Below are 21,382 nucleotides of genomic sequence, written 5' to 3' on the forward strand. Positions count from 1 at the left end.
TAAAAATTATGAAAAAGTTCGGTGTAATTGCATTGCTTGCAATCGCTCTCTGTACAGCGTTGTGGCAATGGCCGAAACCCGAGGCTCCCTTATTAGCTGAAACGGAGAATGTTTCCTTTGCAAAACAGTTGCCTGACAATTTTTTTGATGAGCAAGTTAACCCCGTGCTTACGCAGCGCTGTGTGGTTTGCCACGCGTGTTACGACGCGCCTTGTCAGTTGAAAATATCGTCCTCGGAGGGCGTTGCTAGGGGAGCTAGTAAAGAAAAAGTTTACGAAGGAACCCGAATAACGGCCGCTCAACCCAACCGCATGTTTCTAGACGCACACAGCACACAGGCGTGGCGTGAGCGAGGCTTCTTTAATGTCTTGCCTGCAAATAAGGAAGCAGGTGAACCTAAAACACAATCATCAGTTCTAGCGCAAATGCTTTTGCTAAAAAAGCAACATCCACTTCCTGATACATCTCATTTAGGTTCTGGCTTTGACATTAGTCTAAGCCGTGAAAACCAATGCCCTACTATTGACGAAATGGGTGAATATATTGCTGAGCAGCCTCTAGGAGGGATGCCCTATGCCCTGCCTGGATTATCAGATGCTGAGCATAATACCCTCATGCAGTGGCTACATCACGGTGCTCCGCTTTCCTCAAGTAAAGTTATATCAGAAGAACTAAACGCTAAAATAGTGGCATTAGAAAAATGGTTAAATGGCGATAGCAACAAAATGCGGTTGTCTGCCCGCTATATCTATGAGCATTTATTTACGTCTCATCTATATTTTGAAAATGTCACAGCTGAAAAAGAGCAACCTCAGTTTTTTAACCTAGTACGCTCACGTACTCCCTCTGGCGAGCCCCTTGATATTATTGCTACGCGCAGACCTTTTGACGACCCAAAGGTCGATCGCGTTTACTACCGACTACAGCCTGTATTTTCCACTATCGTAAGCAAAACTCATCAAGCGTATGCCATCAATGAAACGCTAACCAATAAATGGCAAGCCTGGTTTGTCGACGCCGATTATAAAGTTGAAACGCTCCCCTCTTACGAATCAGAAGTCGCCGCTAACCCCCTTACCGCGTTTTCTCTGCTTCCTGTGAAAAGTCGCTATCGCTTTATGCTTGAGCGGGCGCAGAACACAATTATGGGCTATATCAAAGGCCCTGTTTGCCGCGGTCAGGTCGCACTCAATGTGATTAACGACAGATTTTGGGTGCTCTTCGTCGACCCAGAAATAGCTGCCTCTGAAGAAATGAACGCGTTTTACACTTCGCAAAAAGAAAACCTTCACCTCCCTGCTGAAAAAGACAGCTCTGCCTTAGCTGTTAACTGGGTCAAGTATGCTAAACGTCAAGGCAAGTATATGCGCGCTCGCACCGCGTTTATGAATGAAGAATTTAAAAACGGTGAACACTTAAATATTTCCAGCATATGGGATGGCGATGGCGACAACACTAACGCAAGCCTAACGGTGTTCCGTCATTTCGATAACGCGACTGTGGTAAAGGGTATGACAGGTGAGCCTACTAAAACCGCATGGGTTATCGATTACGCTTTGTTAGAGCGAATTCACTATTTACTCGTTGCAGGTTTTGATGTTTACGGTAATTACGGCCATCAATTGATGACGCGTTTGTATATGGACTTTTTGCGGATGGAGGGTGAGTCAAATTTCCTTAATTTACTGCCTCCAGAAACGCGCCATACGCTACTTAAGGAGTGGTATCAAAATGCAAGTCCTGAGTTAACCGACTACCTAGAGGGAGATATAAACAGCTTTGAACAACCCTCGGGCATTGTATTTGAAACAGAAAACCCTCAACAAGAGCTCTACCAAATGCTTTCCACGCATTTATCCAATGTTCTGCCATCAGGCACGACCTACGATAAAAATATATTGTCAGAGAAACAGGTTTCAGCGCTAGCGAGTCTTGACTTTCTTCCCGCACAGCAAGCTACCTTAATGCCAGAGACCACCATAATTGTGATAAAAGACGATGAAGAACCGGAGAAAATTGACGTTTTCACGGCGCTTAGAAACAGTGCTCATTACAACGTGAACAGCCTTTTCGAAGAAGAGGAAAATCGCGAGCCTTCTAAAGATACTATCACCCTCGTACACGGATTATTAGGGAGTTACCCCGACGCATTTTGGTTGATCAAAACTTCGGAGGTTATAGGTTCAATTGAACAGTTAAAATCAATTAAAAACGAGAAGGATTACAAAGCATTGCTTGATAAAGTGGGAATGCGCCGCACTAATCCACAGTTTTGGACGTTTAGCGATAACCTTCTAAGGTGGTCAGAAGAGCAATACCCTATTGAAGGGGGGCTTTTAGACTACAACAGGTTAGAGGATAGATAAACCTCATGCTCTGAATCGCTTTACGCTTTTCTTTTACGAAATACCTGTGCTAATGTCCAACCATTGGAAATGAAAGGACATTAGCATTCCATGCCCTATCAAACCGTTGCGTTAATCGGAAAGCCTCAGCACGCTGCAACTCATGACAGCTTAAACATTCTTGCGGACTATTTGCTGGCCAAAGGATGCAAACTGCTTGTTGAAGAAACCATTGCTGAAGAGCTCGAAACTGAAAATTTTGAAAGCTGTAATCTTGTTGCCATCGGTAAAAACGCAGATTTAGCGGTTGTTGTTGGTGGTGACGGTAGTATGCTCGGCGCCGCTCGTGTACTGGCGCGCTTCGACATTCACGTGGTGGGCGTCAATCGCGGAAATTTAGGCTTTTTAACAGATATTCACCCCGATGAAATTACTCAACAACTCGATCTCATTTTTACTGGGGAATGCGTAGTTGAAGAACGGTTTCTGCTTGAAGTGGGTGTTTACAGGCATGAAAAACTCAAAAGTAATAACTCTGCAATGAATGAAGTGGTGCTGCATCACGGAAAAGTTGCCCATATGATGGAGTTCGAAATCTATATAGATGAGCAGTTCGTGTTTAGCCAACGCAGTGACGGGCTTATTGTTGCCACACCAACAGGTTCGACAGCGTATTCACTCTCTGCTGGTGGCCCTATCATCATGCCTAAACTAGACGCCCTTACACTAGTGCCCATGTTCCCTCACACCCTTAGCAGTCGCCCTATCGTTGTTGACGCCGACAGCCAAGTATCGATGAAAGTATCAAAAGTAAATAGTCATTCTCTTCAAGTTAGCTGCGACAGCCATATTGTGCTTCCGGTTCTGCCGGGCGACGAAATTCGAATAAACAAAAGTACCGATAAACTTCATTTAGTCCATCCCAAAGGCTATAGCTATTTCAATGTACTTCGCAAAAAACTAGGTTGGGGCAGCAAGCTTTATTAGATTCCCGCGTAACAACCTCAATCGTGCATTTATTACATGAGCCTGTAGCATTTTCCCAAAGCTACAGGCTTGAAAAATAAAGATTTTTTAATATTACTAAAAATGATTATAGAAATCCGTTACTTATAAACATCCTCGTATACGGCATACCTGTTGCACCTTCTTAGTCAAGCTCTCAGCGAAATGATTTACAAGGCGAAGCTAGACTTCCTTAAGTCTCATAAGTTCTTGTTAACAATTCGCTGATATTTTATTCAGCAATAGGAGATATCATGAGTAATACCAATATCAAATTTACAGCCCCAGGAATGGATAACGATGCCGCTGCCAAAACTATCAAGGTATTGGATCAACGATTAGTCGCGCTATTAGATTTACAGCTTACGCTTAAACACGTTCACTGGAATGTTGTGGGACCGAATTTTATCGGTGTGCACGAAATGTTGGACCCGCAGGTTGATGCGGTTCGTGGTATGACCGACACCATCGCAGAGCGCATTGCCACGTTGGGCGGAGTACCTAAGGGTACACCAAAAGCGATTGTAGAAGGTCGCAGCTGGGAAGACTATCAATTAGGTAAAGGCTTGGTGCTTGACCACCTCAAGGCGTTAGATGCTGTTTATGATGGCGTGAATGGCGATCACAGAAAAGCACTAGAGATTTTGGGTGACATTGACCCTGTTTCAGAAGACATGATTACAGGTCAATTAGCTGATTTAGAACAGTTCCAATGGTTCGTTCGCGCCCATATCGAATCTGGCAGCGGTGAACTGCAACAGTAATCTCTAGCCTTGGGTGCACTGCTAGTTTAAAAGCAGTACATTACAAACTTAGATAGATTTTTATAAAGGGGAGCTTTTGCTCTCCTTTTTACTGTATAAAAAAAGTAACCTCGTATTCTGATATAGCTGTTACTCGTAACCAACCTTAACTAAAATATTTATAAGCCTCATAAATTCAAAAACTTACCCCTCTACACTCTATTTTTTATCAATTTTTATACGACTTCACTTTACACAGTTAAATACTGTATATATTATCAGTTACTGTATATATCATCATGTTCAACTTTTTCCGAGTGTGGTTATGTTAGCGCATCTTTCTATTTCTAATTTTGCAGTTGTCAAACAGTTGTCCGTTCAGCTCGAAAACGGGCTTACTGCGATTACGGGTGAAACCGGTGCTGGTAAATCTATTGCTATAGACGCTTTGAGCCTTTGTTTGGGAGAACGTGCAGATGCAAATGCCGTTCGCAAAGGCAGTGCTAAAGCTGAAATTATTGCTCACTTTTCACTAAGTAAAAATGAATTGGCCAAAGCGTTTCTTGACGAACATGAGCTGACATCTGATGAAGATGAAAACAGCTGCTTCATTCGCCGCGTTATTTCAAAAGAAGGTCGCTCAAAAGCATTCATCAATGGTGTGCCTGCTTCATTGCAGCAGTTAAAGGGACTGGGGCAGTTTTTACTTGCCATTCACGGGCAAAACACCCACCTTCAACTGCTTAAAGAAGACCACCAACGCGACCTCGTCGATGGGTATGCAAAACACAATGATGTTTTAGAAAAGGTAAAAGACGCTTACTCCCAATGGAGAGACAAGCAGCGCACACTCAAAATACTTCAAGAACAAGCTCAGCAACGAGAAGACCGTCTTCAGCTTCTTACGTATCAAGTACAGGAACTCGACGAGTTCGCTATTGAGGATGGCGAATTTGAAGAGCTGGAAACGGAGCACAAACGTTTAAGTAACGGACAAAGCTTGTTAGAGCAAGCGCAAACAAGTGTGTATAACTTGTATGAAAACGATGAGGGCAACGCGCTTTCTGTCATACAAAGCAGCATAGAGCGATTGGGTGAGTTAGAAGCTCACGACGCTAGTCTTACCCCAATGATTGCACTATTAAACGATGCCGCCATTCAAGTAGAAGAAGCGGCAAGCGAGTTGCGCAGCTATTGTGACCAATTAGAAATCGATCCTTTACGCCTTCAACAGGTTGAAGCTCGTTATGCTAAGGCAATGGATTTGGCGCGTAAACATTCAGTCATGCCCGAGGCCCTTTATCAGCACCATCAAGAATTGGCTGCTGAGTTCGCATCATTGTCGGATCAAGAGACGCTTTTAGGCACATTAGAAAGTGAAGTTGCCGAGGCGAGAACAGCTTATTTAGTTGCAACACAAAGCCTTTCGGAAAGTAGGCAGCGGGCGGCGCAAAAGCTAAGTAAAGATATTGAAACGCAAATTCGTCAGATGAATATGCCTCACGCAAAAGTAGACATTCAAATACAGTATGATGAACTTAAAAAACCTGTAAGTACGGGGCTGGACTCAGTGGAATTTAAGGTCTCGACTAACCCGGGTCAAGACGCAGATAAACTGGACAAAGTCGTGTCAGGCGGTGAACTTTCTCGCATTGGGCTAGCGATTCAAGTGATTGCAAGCGACCATCACGCCACACCAACAATGATTTTTGACGAAGTGGACACAGGCATTAGCGGCCCTACAGCCTCTATTGTTGGCGGCTTGCTTCGTAAGCTAGGCAGCCAATCACAAGTAATGTGTGTAACGCATTTGCCTCAGGTTGCCGCCCAGGCACACAATCAACTTTTTGTAACCAAGATTACCGATGGTGAGAGCACAGAAACCCAAATGCTGCCGCTTACCAAGCAAGATAGAATTGACGAACTTGCGAGACTGCTAGCCGGCGATAAAGTTACAAAATCAGCGTTAGCGAATGCAAAAGAGCTGCTTAAAAGCGCTGCATCGAACTAAAATGCAGTTGATTGGTCATAGTTGTCAATGTAGCATGCCTTCGCGCTTGCAATAAAACAGCCGCGAAATTCGCATTAGCGAGCTTCGATGGCACTAACAAAGGCAATACTGGACAAATTAACGAATGAAGTTGCACCATCTATTAGTAATTCTTGGTATCACATTAACATCAACGGCTTGCTCGAACTGGATCTATCGAATCGACGTTCCTCAAGGAAACTTTCTAGACCAGAGAGACGTTGAAAAGCTACGCGTTGGAATGACAAAAGAGCAAGTTATCTATGTACTAGGAAATCCGGTTGTCCAAGACTCGTTCGACGATGATACTTGGTACTATGTATATGATATGAAGCGCGGTATGAAAAAACGCGGAGAAGATTTTCAAAAGCAAATGGTCATAAACTTTGTCGATGACAAAGTGACAACTGTTGAAGGTGACTTCGAATTATCTGAAGACTTCAACACACCGCTTGATAATTAATATCACTTTAAAAGCAGCCATCTCGCGCTGCTTTTTTATCTTACTTTGAAAATAAAACTGTTTGTGGAGCTCGCTCTGCGTCTTGCTAAGAGGTTTTCTAATGGAGCATAGTTTTTGGCATAGTAAATGGCAAAAGAACGAAATTGGATTTCATGAACCAAAAGGCAATGCACTTCTTGTAAAGTACGCGTCTTTTCTACTCGGTGACGAAACCTCTAAAGCTTCTTTAAAACGTATATTTGTACCACTATGCGGGAAGACAAGAGACATAGGCTGGTTGCTTTCTCAAGGATGTGATGTAGTAGGTGCTGAGCTTAGCGAATTAGCAGTCATTCAGTTGTTTGAAGAGCTAGATGTGAAGCCTACCGTTACCACGACAGCAAACGGTAAAATTTATGCTAAAGATAGTTTGACCATATACGTCGGTGATATCTTTAAGCTAACGCCAACCGACTTAGGTGAGGTAACGGGTGTTTACGATAGAGCAGCATTGGTAGCACTACCTAGCCCGCTTCGCGAGCAATATGCTGCGCATTTAATGGCCATTACTCAATGCGCACCGCAGCTAATCATCTCATTCGAGTATGACCAGAATGAAATGGCCGGCCCTCCCTTTAGTGTAAATGAAGATACAGTTACGTCCCTTTACTCCGATAACTACACTATCAACCGTCTTGAACGCTCTGTATTAAAAGGGGGTTTAAAGGGTAAGGTTGAAGCTGATAATCTAGTATTCGCTCTTCACGTTAAATGAATCGAGCGTGCAGCAGCGAATATTGTTTTAATCTCCAAATAATCAATGTTTCGACAAGTTTTCAACTAAGCTACATTGTCTATTTGCGAAGAACGCTATACGCCAATCAGCGCTTCTATCCCAAACAGTATTGCACCAATTAGCCCACCGACAATCGTGCCGTTAATTCGCACTTTTTGGAGGTCTCGCCCAATATTCAGCTCCACCTGCTGCGCCATTTCTCGCTCGTCCCAGCTATTTATCGTGTCACGAATATGACGTGTGAGAAACTCAGCCAGCTCTGGCGCCATATATTTAGCCGCTTCACCAATATGCTTGTTAAATGCTTTTGCTAATTCACTGTCTTGCGTCAACGTAGTGCCTAAGTCTGTTAAGAGGCCAGAGACCTTTACCTCTGCTTTACCATTTTTCTCTTCAAGAGACGCTAACAGCCATTGATGGAACTTGGCCCACGACTGCTGAACATAGGCGTTTAGTGCTGGATCATTAATAATCTTTTCGCGGTAGCTGTTTACCTTTTTCTCCATTAATGGGCTGTGCTGTAACTCGTATAAAAATTCGTGCACCTGCTCATCAAAGGCATGGCGAATCGGATGGTGCTCATCTTCGTATATGTCTTCTAAAATACTCGAAACGGCTTTTACAGCAATTAACGCACCCTGTTCACTCAACCAGCTAGACGGCAACAACTTTTCAATTCGGCTGTATTCGGTTTTTAACCAAACAACTAATGTATCTGCTATATAAATCTGGGTCTCAGGCTCCGCGAGCAGTTTGGCTAGTTTTCCTAGCACCCTATCAAGGACAACTTGATGCTGCCGCTCTCTCGTCACAGCGCCTAATGACGTTACCATAAGCTGCCTGAGGTCAAGTTCATTAATACCTTTCTGAGCGGTTTTAGCGATAAACGCTTTCACCGGTTTATCATCAAGTACACGCATCACGCCAGCCAAAGCATCACACAAAAATCGGCTCAAACGAGCAGAGTTTTTCTTTTGGGACAACCATCTTCCCGCTCCTTTGGCAGGATCACTATCGCGAATAAGCTTTTCTATCGCTTCGGGATGAAAGAACTTTTCTTTTACGAATAATGACAAGTTATTAGCAATAACAGACTTATTGCTAGCGACTATGTTGGTGTGAGGAATGGGATATTTTGCAGGTATTGGTTTAAACAGTGCGGTCACAGCAAACCAATCGGCGAGGCCACCAACGAGCGCTGCCTCACTGGCCATCTTTATAAGCCCCAACCACCAGGCACCTTGCAATTCTGTATAAAACTTAGGAAATAATATTGTTGAAACAAATACACACGCGGCAAAAATTAAACAGTACAAGGCTAGCCGCTTAGCTTTATTCAATTGTGCATATTTGTCCTGCATCTACTGCTCCGTTTAGATTAATCGTTTGTCATCTTGGCCGATTAGATGTATGTCGTTTTTTTAAAACGTTCTTAACCACAGAAGGAAAATATCTAAGGCGCCTTGCTCAGGCGATGTAGCTTTACTATTTTTCTCTGACTATTAATAGCGTTCTTACCACCTCTTATCTGTGAAGATACAGAAGTCGGCAAGTCGTACTCATCATTTAGTATGCAAACAATAGGCCTTATCACCAAACCGGAGAGTCTCGGCATCACGTTAAAACGGATTTTTTGTTACTGAGTCATCAAGTAGCTCTAATTCAGCTATTGCCAAAGTTGTTATTAGGATCGCTTCTCGGATGAGAAGGTGGGCAGCGTTCAATAAATAAATTGCACACATATTCAGCCTTTACTTACTCTATCACCCCTATTTTATATTGCGAAACCATCATCAGTATCAGTGCATTTCTTGGTGTCATCTCTGGACACCCACTTAAATCTCTCAGCGGATTGACACAAAATCACATTTCTCAGACGCCTCCTCTCACTTTAAAGCGGAGTTTCGAGTGTCTGTCCACGTCTGTACTTTCGTAAATGTTTTACGTGCAAGTTTTGGACACCCACTTAAACCTTATTAAGTTAGCTTCAAACCACTTTTCTCAAGTGTCTGTCCCTTTCTTTAATGCAAAGCTTCAATTAAATGTATGTCCCTTTCTGTGCTCTAGCGAGCTTAGTGTCTGTCCACTTCTGCACTTCTGTACCTTCGTGTATCGATATCTCAGATGGTCAAATGCACTACACGTTAGTTGATGAGGCTATTAAGCTAATAATTACGCCACCGCGTTGAGTTCCGCCTTTCGAACAAAAACGCTATCCTTTTGTTTTAATTATATTTTAAATAATGGCACGTAACGTGAAAAACGTGATGAGTAATGTGATAAATAACGTTGAAGTAAAACTCGACAGTTTACTGATTAATACATCGAAACAAGCGTGCTATCAAAAATATATAAAAACCGTTAAGGATATAAGAATATGAAAAAGTCTATTTTAACCTCAACAGCGCTTCTGCTTTCTGCATCTCTTCTTTCTGGTTGCGTTATACATGTGGGGAATGCTGGTGCATTGGATGGCAGTGACTTAAGCTCTATTCTAGGCAATATAGACATTGCAGAAGGAAAGCATGCCGGCGATATTTCTTCGGTAAACGGTAATGTTGAGATTAGCGACAATGCGGGTGCTGACGAAGTCAACATTGTTAACGGCAACCTTGAAATGGGTAGTCATGTGACTGTCCGAAATATTGATATCGTCAATGGAGACGTGAATGCATCTTCACATTTAACTGTGCTTAAAGACTTAGAGACTGTAAATGGAAACGTAGCGCTGCCTTCTCAAAGTAGCGTGGGCGGCAGCGTTGAAACAGTAAATGGTGATATCACGGCAGCAGATACCAAAATAGAGAAACATATCAAAACACTAAACGGTGATATTACGCTTTCTGGTAATTCTCACGTACATGGCGATATTATTTACAGAGAGAATGAAAGCTCATGGGGAAACAAATCTGATGACAAACCTACGCTGTCTATAAGCGCTTCAGTTACTGTTGAAGGCAATATTATTTTAAAACGCCCTGTCAATTTAGACATTGAAAGCGAAACGTTAAAACAAAAAGTCGTTGTAAGCTATGGTAGTGCGCAGTAACGTATCGACATTATTTTGTAGCGCTGTGTTTAAAACCTTATGACCGAACAAGAAAAAATGCTCGCTGGCGATTTATACTACCCGTCAGACAAAACATTAACGGCATTGCGTAAGCAATGCCGTATTCAATTAGACGAGCTCAATGCGACCTGTCAAAGTGACCATAAAAAGCGTACAGGACTATTAAAAGCCCTTTTCGGTTCGACGGGGAAAAGGCTTTACATTGAGTCTTCGTTCAAATGCGATTACGGTGAAAACATCTATGTAGGCGAAAATTTCTACGCCAATTTTAACTGTGTTATTTTAGATGCGGCCAGAGTAACCATTGGCGATAACTGTATGATCGCTCCTCAAGTTGGGCTCTACACCGCTACTCATCCAATTGACCCAGTTCGACGGGCTACAGGAATTGAGTTTGCAAAACCCATAACCATTGGTGATAACTGCTGGATTGGTGGAATGGCTGTTATAAATCCCGGCGTGAGCCTAGGGGATAACGTGGTTGTTGCCTCGGGCTCTGTAGTAACAAAATCTTTCGGTGATAATGTTGTTATTGGAGGCAACCCAGCCAGAATTCTTAAACACGTAGAAGTAGAGAAGAGCTAAACGTGCGGGATTTTATTGCGAGCAGATCGAAACTTACCTTCATTTCCTCAACTCAATTTTTTGCCGCCGCCTAAAGTTGATAATTGGAGGCGGCGACATGAAAAGCTAATCTATTACTTCACTATTTAACTTAACAGCTATAAAAACTGTATGAGGTTAATCCCACGTAGGAGCGAAGTCTGGATTAACGATACGTTCACCATTGTCTAAATCGTCGATAAGCGCTAGCTCCTCATCAGTCAAATGCACACCACCATACGCTAAATTTTCCGCCAAGTGCTGTTTACTGGTTGATGAGGGGATAGCGTAAATATGACGTTTTTCCATCCACGCCAATACCACTTGTGCAGGTGTTGCATCGTGATTTTGAGCAATTCGCATCAGCGTTTCATCCTTCATGACTTTCCCCACCGCGAATGGCATATAAGCGGTCGCTCGAATTCCTTTCTTTTTACAGGCTTCCACTACTTTTTTATTTTGCATGAAAGGATGGATCTCAATCTGATTGGTATACACTTCACCCTCGCCTAAAATACTCTCTGCTTTGTCTAGCAGGTCGATGGTAAAGTTCGACACACCTATGTGTCGCGTCAAGCCGTCCGCTTTTGCTTGCGCAAGACTTCCCAAATAACTTTCTAACGTTATGTCATTTCCAGGATAGGGCCAATGGATAAGCAGTAAATCGACGTATTCTAGCTTCAATTTTTCCAAACTTTCATGCACGCTTGGAATAAAATGAGCGTCTCCCAATGACTCATGCCACACTTTCGTTGTAACAAAAAGCGAGCTTCTGTCTAAGCCACTGGTCTTGATCGCGTCTCCCACTTCCGCTTCATTTCCGTAAAACTGGGCGGTGTCTATGTGTCTAAAGCCAACATCCAGCGCCTTACTGACTGACTCTCGGGCTTCCTCGCCTTCTAAACGAAATGTTCCCATTCCCAACTGAGGCATGTCTTTCATTACCATCTCCTTTTCCGTGTCTTAGATTTTCGCTACGTCACGTAGCATATTCCTATTTTGCTACGCTAAGTTTCACTAAGAAGATCGGTATAAACACGGTATAAATTGACGCATTCAAAAAGAAAGGATAAATATTTGTTGAACCCTCAATAAGAGGAAGACATAAAAAAAGCCGCTAGTAATGATTAGCGGCTTTGTTAGTGCTGTGTAAAAGCGAGTAGTTAGCTATTTGCGTTTTGCTGGGCGCCCAGCACGTTTACTTAAGCCTTGTTGCTTACGTACTTTATGCTTTTTAACCGAGCGGCGCATGCGACTTAAACGCGCATGGTCAAGTTTGCCCTGTCTCACGTTGATCATAGTTTGCGTTTCATCTGGCAGCTGAACATGGCTACGTAGCGCGTTTACATCTTCTAACCCAAGCTCAACCCACGCACCTTGAGGCAAACGTTTTTGAAGCTCTATTGGGCCATACTTAACACGTATGAGTCGGCTAACCTGAACACCTTGTGATTCCCACAACCTACGTACTTCACGGTTACGGCCTTCTTTTAACGTTACGTTATACCAGCGGTTCATGCTTTCATCTTCGGCATGTTGTGGGGTTGGAGCGCCAGAGATGGTAAGGAATTTCGCTTCACCATCCTCAAGCTCAACGCCTTTTTGCAAAGTATGCAGCGTTTTACCCGTTACTTCACCAAATACGCGAACGGCATATTCGCGCTCTACTTCGCATTTAGGATGCATCAGGCGGTTTGCTAACTCACCATCATTGGTAAATAACAGAAGGCCGCTAGTGTTCATATCCAAGCGGCCCACCGTGATCCAACGGCCCAATCGAATAGCTGGAAGTCGGTCAAATACTGTGTCGCGCCCTTCTGGATCATGACGGCTGCATAGTTCACCTTCAGGCTTGTTATACATTAGAACACGGCATACCGGTTGTTCAGTTTGGCGAGACAATAGATGCCCATCTACGCGAATTTGTGCGGTGTGGTCAACTCGATCGCCAAGGGTTGCTTTGGTGCCATCGACCGATACACGGCCTTCTTCAATCCAACGTTCCATTTCTCGTCGCGAGCCTAGCCCTTGGTTAGCCAGTACTTTTTGCAACTTTTCAGTCATGGTTTTCACTCTTAATTGCTTGTTTACGGTCGCACGGTCTATTCAGACGGTGCCTCATTTAACACCTTAAGCGGCGAGTCTGACGCAATACTTTCGGCCATATTTTCAAAGGCATGAACATTGGGCAAATCGCTCAATGACGCCATTGAAAAGTAGTCTAAAAAGCCTTTCGTGGTAGCATAAAGTGCGGGTCGCCCCGGTACTTCTTTGTGACCAACTACCTTAATCCAGTCTCGTTCTGTGAGTGTCTTTATAATATTACTGCTTACCGCTACACCTCTTACCTGCTCAATCTCTCCGCGGGTAATAGGTTGACGATAGGCAATGAGCGCAAGTGTCTCAAGCATTGCTCTTGAGTACTTAGGCGCATTTTCTTGCCATAATTTACTTAACCACGGGCTTAATGCATCTAATGATTGAAAGCGATAGCCACTCGCTACTTCTACTAGCTGAATGCCCCGAGGTTGATAATCTAACTTTAGTTCGTTAATTACCTTACTCAAAGTTCTATCAGCCACGGTGAACTCGTTAAGCACCGTTTCTTTCAACTGCTGCTTCGTTACGGGCGTGTCGGCCACAAATATTGCGGCCTCGACCAATTGTTTCAGCTGCGCCGTGTTAATTTTCTTCATGCGATCCTAATTTTACATGAATTTTTGCATAAGAACCTGCCTGAATGCATAAAATTAGCTGTTCTTTTACCAATTCTAAAATTGCTAAGAAGCAAACCACTACACCGGCCCTTCCTTCTTCAACAGTGAAAAGGCGTTCAAGCGGCGTATATTCTGCAGACGTAAGCAACGATAAGATAAGCGACATGCGCTCTCGCGTGCTCAAGGCTTCCCTTTCAATAGTGTGATGTTCAAACGCTTCCGCCCGTTTCATCGCTTTGCTAAATGCCAGCACTATCTCGGCTAAAGATACGTCAGGCTCAACACGAATTGGCGCAACGTTCTCACTAACTTCCACATGTGCTTTAAACACATCCCTTTCAAGACGAGGCTGAATATCCAAGTCTTCTGCGGCCTGTTTCACCAGTTCATATTCTTTTAGACGTCTGATCAACTCGGCCCTAGGATCGTCTTCTTCCTCACTGTCGTCACTGCGCTTCGGTAATAAAAGACGAGACTTTATTTCAGCCAGAATTGCAGCCATCAGCAGATACTCTGCTGCCAACTCTAGCTTTAGCGCCATCATGGCGTCTACATATTCCATATATTGCTTAGTAACAGCAGCAATTGGCAGAGTTGTGATATCGAACTTTTGCTTACGGATCAGATATAACAGTAAGTCGAGAGGCCCTTCGAAAGTTTCAAGGATAACTTCAAGGGCATCAGGAGGAATGAACAGATCTTCCGGTTTCTCAATAAGCGCCTCGCCATTAATAAACGCAAGGGGAAGCGGCTGCTGAACAGGTGTCGAAAGCCCCTTTTCATGAGGCGTTTCTTTGTTGTTATTTGTTTTAGTTAATTCAGACACAGTCCCACAACCGTTTTACCTGCCGCAGCGAATATTATTGGTTCTAACGTTCATTCATTAACGTCACATGCCACCTGGCAACTTTCTTTGATTGGCAGAGCAACCGCCAATTATTCGAACGGAGACGGATCGCCAGTACCATGACGTAAAATAACGGGCGTATCTTCCGATAAATCAATCACAGTTGTGGGATGTTCGCCAATATAACCGCCGTGAATGATAAGCCCAACTTGCTTTTCTAAATTATCTCGAATCACGTCAGGGTCTGATTCAGCCATGGTGTTGCCTGGCAAAATCAAAGACGTAGACATCAACGGCTCGCCAAGTTCTTCCAGTAATGCTAGCGCAATGGCGTTATCCGGCACGCGGATCCCAATGGTTTTGCGTTTGGGATTCTGTAAGCGCTTCGGTACTTCTCGCGTTGCTTTTAGCACAAACGTATAGTGACCTGGCGTATTGTTCTTTATCTGCCTAAAGGCAGTGTTATCAACCTTGGCATAAATTGATAGCTCTGACATATCACGACACATCAAAGTAAAATTGTGGTCTTTATCTATTTGACGAATGCGGCAAAGTTGCTCTAACGCCTTCTTGTCTTCCATTTGACAGCCTATGGCATAGCCTGAGTCTGTAGGGTAGACCACAACCGCACCCTCGCGAATTAGCTCGCATGCTTGGCTTATCAAGCGTTTTTGCGGGTTATCTGGGTGTACATAAAAAAATTGACTCATGATTACTTCCTTTTATAAAAAACGCTATTCAACTTGTTCTGGTTGCTAGCACTTTTTATGGTTATTTATGTGGGCATTGATTGGCTGAGGACCGACTCGTTATCGCTTTGCTTCTATCAACGCCTTATTGCCACTGAATTTCAACTATAGATTTGCTTACGGTGCACTTTCAAGCTCTTTAATCTGCAGCCAATCGTGCCAGATAGGGATTAGTTGGCTACTAATTCCAAGGTTTTTACCTAACTCAGTCCAGCGAGAGGGGAAGTGAAAGTCGGAGCCCGCTGAAGCTAGCAAATTGTGAGTTTGTGCAATTTCATTGATCAGTTCTTGCTTAGTTTTGTTTATACCGGGGAACGCCGTCTCAATAGCATCTCCACCAGATTGTGCGAACAAATCTACTAATCGCCTTAGCCATTTAGCCGTCATATCGTAATGCGCGGGGTGCGCGAGCACGGCTTGGCCACCTGCATCGTGGATCCATTCAATTGCACTTTCTATACTTGGCCATTCGGCTTTAACCGCTGCCCTTTTACCTTTGCCTAAATACTTTTTAAAGGCAGCCTGCATAGTCGGCACGCCATAATTGTTCACTAAGACTCGAGCAAAATGAGCGCGAGTAACCTGCCCTACACCGGCTAGTGCTTTAGCTCGCGTTAAAACGCCTTCAAACCCACACTTCTCGAGTTTATCAGCTATTTTTTCAGCGCGTGCCTCGCGGACTTGAGCTTGACCATTGAGATGAGATAAGAACGTTGGGCATTGTCTGTCTACGTTCAAGCCTACAATGTGGATATCAAAACCGTGCCAAGTGGTGGAAATTTCAACACCATCAATGATGGTCAAAGACCGCTTTTGTTTCGCTTGAGTGGCATGAGCCTCGTCTAAGCCCGCTACGGTGTCGTGGTCGGTAAGCGCAAGTACATCCACCTGCATGGTGTGAGCTCGAAGGATTAATTCTTCTGGCGTGAGATGGCCGTCTGAGTATTTTGTATGGCTATGTAAATCTATTTTCAAAGTAATATGCAAATTTTAGGTTGACACGAAAGGCAATTTGTTTTCTTCTATACGCACAAAGTATACGTACTAACAGCTTCAAATCCTATTGAAGTTTGAAAAAACAACGAGTAATTCATGCATTCTTACAACATTTCTACAGCAATGACAGTTGCAGCTTGGTGGTGGCACTCCCTAACTTAACGGGCGGTGTGCACTGTAGTGCGTGAATGAAAACACATAAAGGCCCGTTTATACGGGCCTTTTTTTTATCTTTTTGCAATTGGAGAGTAGCAAAAATGAGTTTAGCGGAACTGGGGACTTCCCCAGGTAAAGTAGAGACAATAGAGCAGGTAGGTCACTATGTTGATGATCCACTCGCCGCGTTTGCCCACCTTTGTGGGAATACAAGTAACGCACTACTTTTAGAATCAGCAGAAATCGATTCAAAAGATGACCTGCAAAGTTTATTGATGGTTGATGCCGCCCTTCGCATGGAATGCAGAGGCAACCGAGTTGAGGTTAAGGCACTAACAGGAAACGGCGCTTCAGTTTTACCTTTGTTTGCTACGCACGCTCCCGAAGGCCTGAATATCATTGATAGGACAGACACTTCTATCGTTCTTCTTTGCGATGACGCAGATAACGAATTAGACGAAGATAGCCGGTTGAAAGCCGCGAGCGTTATGGACGCGCTGCGTATTGTTCTCAATAAAGTAACCCCCATCCGCCAACACCCTCATGCTATTTTTCTGGGCGGTGTATTCGCTTACGACATGCTTGCGGGCTTCGAAAAACTGCCGGATGTTGCTGAAGGTGAAAATGACTGCCCTGATTTTGTGTTCTATTTGGCGGAGACATTAATTACCGTTGATCATCAAACCCGCGAAACCCACCTTATCGGCAGCGTATTTAGCGGTGAGGATGTAGCTCAGCAATATTTTGCAATTGCGCAGCGGTTAGAGGCCATTCATCAACTGCTTCATGAGATGCCTGCTGAGCCACTATTAACAAGTAGACAGAATGAATCGCAAAATGGACAGACACTCGAATTAATAGAAGCAACACAAAATGGACAAACACAAAATGGACAGACACTTTCTTCTTTTGAGGCAAGCGTAGACATTAGCGACGAGCAGTTTTGTGACCACGTGCTTGATTTAAAGCAGCACATTCTTGCTGGCGATATTTTTCAGGTTGTGCCTTCGCGCACATTTTCTCTCCCCTGTCCTTCGCCACTGCTCGCTTACGCCAAACTTAAAGAATCGAATCCAAGCCCTTACATGTTTTTCATGCAAGATGCCGCTTTTAGTATTTTTGGGGCCTCACCCGAGTCGGCGCTTAAATACGAAAGAGAAAGCAATCAAGTAGAAATTTACCCTATTGCAGGAACTCGCCCTCGAGGCAAGCGTCCAGACGGCAGCATTGATAGAGATTTGGACAGTCGCATAGAGTTAAACCTTCGCGAAGATACGAAAGAAAAATCTGAGCACATCATGCTGGTTGACCTGGCGAGAAATGACGTGGCTAAAGTTAGCCGTCCGGGTACTCGATTCGTTAAAGATTTGCTTAAAGTAGATCGCTACTCACACGTAATGCACTTAGTGTCTCGCGTGGTAGGTCAATTGCGCGACGACCTAGACCCATTGCACGCGTATCAAGCCTGCATGAATATGGGTACTCTGGTAGGTGCACCAAAGGTCAGCGCAGCCACCTTGATCCGTGAAGTAGAGAAAAAGCGTCGTGGTAGTTACGGTGGTGCAGTGGGGTACTTAAATAGCCAAGGCGACATGGACACTTGTATCGTTATACGCTCTGCCTTCGTTAAAAACGGCACAGCTTACATTCAAGCAGGCGCAGGTGTGGTATACGATTCCATTCCCCAAGCTGAAGCTGACGAAACGCGAGCCAAAGCACAGGCCGTTATAGGTGCTGTTAAGGCGGCACTTCAAGAGGAAATAGAACACATAAGTGCCGCGTCAAATAAAGGAGGCAGCGCATGAACCACCAAGTTACCACTTTATTTTTGCTCGATAATGTAGACTCGTTTACCTATAACCTTGTCGATGAACTGCGTACATTAGACTTAGACATAAAAGTTTATCGAAATACTGTGTCAGCTGAGCTTCTTTTTAATAAAATGCAGGAACAAGCGACGAAAGGCCCTGTTTTATTGATGCTTTCCCCAGGCCCTGGCGCTCCCAGTGATGCTGGCTGTATGCCTGCTTTGCTTAAAATGGTCAGCGGCGTATTTCCTGTCATTGGTATTTGCCTTGGCCATCAGGCAATTGTGGAGTACTACGGCGGTACAGTGGGGCGAGCTAGCCAAGTAATGCACGGAAAGTCGTCGGCCATTACGCATTCGGAAGAAGCCATGTTTAAAGATCTTCAGCAGCCGCTGCACGTTGCACGCTACCATTCATTAGTAGCCCACGAATTGCCTGAGAAGCTTACCGTCTGTGCATCAACAATAAACGATGATGGAAGTGAGGCAGTGATGGCAGTTTACAATGATGAAGACCGCATGCTTGGTTTCCAATTTCATCCAGAATCGATTTTAACAGCACACGGCAGTTTGTTGTTGAAACAAAGTATTGATTATTTAACGCTACAGGGAGCGAACCATGCTTAACGCAGGCCCTCTACTTGAACAAATTATGCTGCGAGAATCGCTGTCGCAAACCGAAGCGTACAGCTTATTCAACAGCATCATGCACGGTGAGCAAAGTGAAGTAATGATTGCAGCCGTGCTTACCGCGCTGAAAATGAAAAAAGAGTCGCCAGGCGAAATAGCCGGCGCAGCGAGCGCTATGGTGGCCAATGCCCTGCCTTTCCCTACGCCGTCTTACGAGTTTGCGGATATTGTAGGCACTGGTGGTGACGGGCATAACACTATCAACATTTCCAGTGCTGCGGGCGTAGTCGCAGCATCATGCGGCGTAAAAGTGGCAAAACACGGGAATAGAAGTGTCTCAAGCAAGTCTGGTTCAGCCGATTTGTTTCGTCAATTTGGTTTAAATCTAGAAATAAGCCCTGAGACCTCTCGTAAATGTTTAGATGAAGCAAATTTCACATTTCTTTTTGCACCGGTATATCACGCAGGCATGCGCCACGCAGCCCCCGTGCGAGCTGCGATGAAGACCAGAACGCTATTCAATATATTAGGCCCATTGGCAAACCCTGCGGGTCCAACTCACGGCGTTTTCGGCGTATACTCTCCCCAACTGCTAGAACCCTATGCAAAAACACTGATGCTGCTTGGGCAACATCGCGCCATGATTGTTCACGGAGACGGACTGGATGAGTTGGCTCTTCATGGCGAATCAATCATTTACGATCTGGAACATGGCGACATTCGTAAGCTGTCGGTAACTGCACAAGATTTTGGTTTGCCCCACTATCCGCTATCGGCAATTGAAGGTGGCGAGCCAGAAGAAAATAAACAGTTTGTTGAAGCAGCCCTTAACGGTGAAGGCAAAGAGGCGCACCGCGCGGCTATTGCAATGAACTGTGGTGCACTGTTGAAAGTGACGGGCAAAGCTACCACGTTCAAAGAAGGCGCCGAAATGGCAATGAACGCCATGGCAGAAGGGTTACCTATGCAGTTGTTATCAAAGGTTGCCAAAATTACTCAGGAGGTAAGCACGAATGGCTAATGTGCTTGAGAAAATTGTTGCAGACAAGCGAGAAGAAGTCGCCGCGCGCAAAGAGGCGCTGCCGCTAGATAGTTTTAAAGCTAATTTGACTGCTTCCGAAAAAAGCTTATTTGCTGCGCTAAACGAGCCAAATGCAGGCTTTATTTTTGAATGTAAAAAGGCATCTCCTTCAAAGGGGCTTATTCGAGAAAATTTCGATTTAGACGAGATTTTATCGGCCTATACTCCTCACGCTGCTGGGATATCAGTGCTTACTGACGAGAAGTACTTTCAAGGGAAGTTTGAATACCTAGCTTACGTGACAGAGCGCGTTTCTCAGCCGGTTCTTAACAAAGATTTTTTTGTCGACAGCTATCAAGTGTATCTAGCCCGCCACTATAACGCTGACGCTGTGCTGCTCATGCTTAGCGTTTTGAGCGACGATGAGTATCGCGAGCTGGCTAGCGTAGCAAATTCGCTATCATTAGACATTCTTACTGAAGTGAGCAACGAAGAAGAGATGGAGCGAGCCATTGCGCTTGAAGCTAATATTATTGGTATCAATAACCGCAATCTTCGTGATCTCTCTACTGATCTAGCTACTACTGAGCGCCTTGTGCCGATGTTAAAGGAATCCACGCACGACTACGTGGTTATTTCAGAGTCAGGTATATACACCCATCAAGACGTATTGCGCTTGGCACCTGTATCACAGGGCTTTTTGGTTGGCAGCGCTCTGATGGCAGAGACTGACCTTCGACGCGCTGTAAAAACATTGGTTAATGGAGCAGTGAAAGTCTGCGGATTAACCAGCAAAGAACAAGCGCAGATGGCGTTCGATAGAGGCGCTAGTTTTGGCGGGCTTATATTTGCAGAGAAATCTCCCCGTTGTGTATCAAAGGAACAGGCGATATCTATCACGCAAGATGTAGAGGGTGCTTTTGTGGGAGTGTTTGTAAACCATGATGTTGATGAAGTGGCGTCTCTTGCTGCCTCACTAGGCCTCTTTGCCGTTCAGCTACATGGTAACGAGGATGAAACATACATCGCAGCATTAGCAGATAAACTACCTGAAGGTTGTGAAATTTGGAAAGCAGAAGGCGTACAGGCAACATCCGCAGACGCCCTTCCCGAATCAGTGGACAAATCAGTGGACAGACACTTAAAGAATGACCTACTAAGCCGCGTACTACTTGACTGCCAAGTAGGCGACACGAAAGGTGGTACAGGTGAATCTTTCAACTGGCAACTTATTAATGATATTCAAGCCAAGCATAAGTTAGTGCTTGCTGGCGGTATAAACGCCGACAATGTGGCGAATGCAATTGCAACAGGCTGTGGCGCCATTGATGTAAATTCAGGCGTTGAAACCGCGCCAGGCACAAAAAGTGAAAGCAAGCTCGACGCACTTTTTACTATTTGCCGCCGTTACTAATTTAAAAAACAG

Annotated in this window: 19 protein-coding genes; 12 read left to right on the plus strand and 7 right to left on the minus strand. The window is 44.4% G+C overall.

Annotated elements, in window-relative coordinates:
* The first annotated feature begins 8 nt into the window (after positions 1 to 8).
* The 6 genes from GVO62_RS16670 to tmpT all read left to right on the plus strand — a co-directional run bounded on the left by GVO62_RS16670 (position 9) and on the right by tmpT (position 7,339).
* A complete protein-coding gene (locus GVO62_RS16670; protein WP_159120213.1) occupies positions 9 to 2,366 on the plus strand; it encodes a fatty acid cis/trans isomerase in 2,358 nt (785 codons plus the stop codon).
* 90 nt (positions 2,367 to 2,456) lie between these two features.
* Positions 2,457 to 3,332, plus strand: coding sequence for an NAD(+) kinase (gene nadK / locus GVO62_RS16675; RefSeq protein WP_105931988.1), 876 nt, complete (start codon positions 2,457 to 2,459; stop codon positions 3,330 to 3,332).
* 272 nt (positions 3,333 to 3,604) lie between these two features.
* Complete coding sequence (gene dps / locus GVO62_RS16680) at positions 3,605 to 4,114, plus strand: DNA starvation/stationary phase protection protein Dps (protein WP_105931987.1); 510 nt, start codon at positions 3,605 to 3,607, stop codon at positions 4,112 to 4,114.
* Between the two features lie 304 nt (positions 4,115 to 4,418).
* On the plus strand, positions 4,419 to 6,104 hold the full coding sequence (recN, locus tag GVO62_RS16685) for a DNA repair protein RecN (protein WP_159120214.1): 1,686 nt from the start codon (positions 4,419 to 4,421) through the stop codon (positions 6,102 to 6,104).
* Between the two features lie 124 nt (positions 6,105 to 6,228).
* A complete protein-coding gene (locus GVO62_RS16690) occupies positions 6,229 to 6,585 on the plus strand; it encodes an outer membrane protein assembly factor BamE (protein WP_105931985.1) in 357 nt (118 codons plus the stop codon).
* Between the two features lie 100 nt (positions 6,586 to 6,685).
* Positions 6,686 to 7,339 carry a thiopurine S-methyltransferase gene (tmpT, locus tag GVO62_RS16695; protein ID WP_159120215.1) on the plus strand — a complete coding sequence of 218 codons (654 nt, stop codon included), beginning with the start codon at positions 6,686 to 6,688 and terminating at the stop codon, positions 7,337 to 7,339.
* 95 nt (positions 7,340 to 7,434) lie between these two features.
* On the opposite strand, the gene GVO62_RS16700 is transcribed toward tmpT, so the two are convergent.
* Entirely contained in the window at positions 7,435 to 8,721 is a 1,287-nt protein-coding gene (locus GVO62_RS16700; RefSeq protein ID WP_159120216.1) for a DUF445 domain-containing protein, read from the minus strand.
* 1,016 nt (positions 8,722 to 9,737) lie between these two features.
* Here GVO62_RS16700 and GVO62_RS16705 point away from each other — a divergent pair.
* A complete protein-coding gene (locus GVO62_RS16705) occupies positions 9,738 to 10,409 on the plus strand; it encodes a DUF4097 family beta strand repeat-containing protein (RefSeq protein ID WP_159120217.1) in 672 nt (223 codons plus the stop codon).
* Positions 10,410 to 10,448: 39 nt separating this feature from the next.
* Complete coding sequence (locus GVO62_RS16710) at positions 10,449 to 11,015, plus strand: sugar O-acetyltransferase (RefSeq protein ID WP_159120218.1); 567 nt, start codon at positions 10,449 to 10,451, stop codon at positions 11,013 to 11,015.
* 156 nt (positions 11,016 to 11,171) lie between these two features.
* Here GVO62_RS16710 and dkgB read toward each other — a convergent pair whose 3' ends face one another.
* From dkgB to GVO62_RS16740, 6 genes are all read right to left on the minus strand, one after another.
* Entirely contained in the window at positions 11,172 to 11,975 is an 804-nt protein-coding gene (dkgB, locus tag GVO62_RS16715) for a 2,5-didehydrogluconate reductase DkgB (protein ID WP_159120219.1), read from the minus strand.
* A 225-nt stretch (positions 11,976 to 12,200) separates the two neighbouring features.
* The gene (rluB, locus tag GVO62_RS16720; protein ID WP_105931979.1) at positions 12,201 to 13,097 is read right to left on the minus strand and encodes a 23S rRNA pseudouridine(2605) synthase RluB; all 897 of its coding nucleotides are present in this window, start codon (positions 13,095 to 13,097) and stop codon (positions 12,201 to 12,203) included.
* 38 nt (positions 13,098 to 13,135) lie between these two features.
* A complete protein-coding gene (gene scpB / locus GVO62_RS16725) occupies positions 13,136 to 13,729 on the minus strand; it encodes an SMC-Scp complex subunit ScpB (protein ID WP_159120220.1) in 594 nt (197 codons plus the stop codon).
* Complete coding sequence (locus GVO62_RS16730) at positions 13,716 to 14,576, minus strand: segregation and condensation protein A (RefSeq protein ID WP_159120221.1); 861 nt, start codon at positions 14,574 to 14,576, stop codon at positions 13,716 to 13,718. The genes scpB and GVO62_RS16730 overlap by 14 nt, the downstream gene beginning before the upstream one ends.
* Before the next feature lie 110 nt (positions 14,577 to 14,686).
* Entirely contained in the window at positions 14,687 to 15,307 is a 621-nt protein-coding gene (locus tag GVO62_RS16735; RefSeq protein ID WP_105931976.1) for an L-threonylcarbamoyladenylate synthase, read from the minus strand.
* A gap of 156 nt (positions 15,308 to 15,463) precedes the next feature.
* Positions 15,464 to 16,321: a PHP domain-containing protein gene (locus GVO62_RS16740; RefSeq protein ID WP_159120222.1), complete on the minus strand. Its 858-nt coding sequence runs from the start codon at positions 16,319 to 16,321 to the stop codon at positions 15,464 to 15,466.
* Between the two features lie 278 nt (positions 16,322 to 16,599).
* Here GVO62_RS16740 and GVO62_RS16745 point away from each other — a divergent pair, with 278 nt between their 5' ends.
* Genes GVO62_RS16745 through trpCF form a run of 4 tightly spaced genes read left to right on the plus strand, consistent with a single transcriptional unit; the run spans position 16,600 to position 21,370 of the window.
* Entirely contained in the window at positions 16,600 to 18,303 is a 1,704-nt protein-coding gene (locus tag GVO62_RS16745) for an anthranilate synthase component 1 (RefSeq protein ID WP_159120223.1), read from the plus strand.
* Positions 18,300 to 18,932 (plus strand): aminodeoxychorismate/anthranilate synthase component II, encoded by a 633-nt coding sequence (locus tag GVO62_RS16750; protein ID WP_159120224.1) that lies wholly within the window; start codon positions 18,300 to 18,302, stop codon positions 18,930 to 18,932. Before GVO62_RS16745 ends, GVO62_RS16750 begins: the two co-directional genes overlap by 4 nt.
* Positions 18,925 to 19,956, plus strand: coding sequence for an anthranilate phosphoribosyltransferase (gene trpD / locus GVO62_RS16755; RefSeq protein WP_105931974.1), 1,032 nt, complete (start codon positions 18,925 to 18,927; stop codon positions 19,954 to 19,956). The genes GVO62_RS16750 and trpD overlap by 8 nt, the downstream gene beginning before the upstream one ends.
* Positions 19,949 to 21,370: a bifunctional indole-3-glycerol-phosphate synthase TrpC/phosphoribosylanthranilate isomerase TrpF gene (trpCF, locus tag GVO62_RS16760; RefSeq protein ID WP_159120225.1), complete on the plus strand. Its 1,422-nt coding sequence runs from the start codon at positions 19,949 to 19,951 to the stop codon at positions 21,368 to 21,370. The genes trpD and trpCF overlap by 8 nt, the downstream gene beginning before the upstream one ends.
* Positions 21,371 to 21,382: the final 12 nt, after the last annotated feature.

Origin of the sequence: Alteromonas sp. KUL150 (assembly GCF_009811475.1) — a bacterium.
GTDB classification, from domain to species: Bacteria; Pseudomonadota; Gammaproteobacteria; order Enterobacterales; family Alteromonadaceae; genus Alteromonas; species Alteromonas gracilis.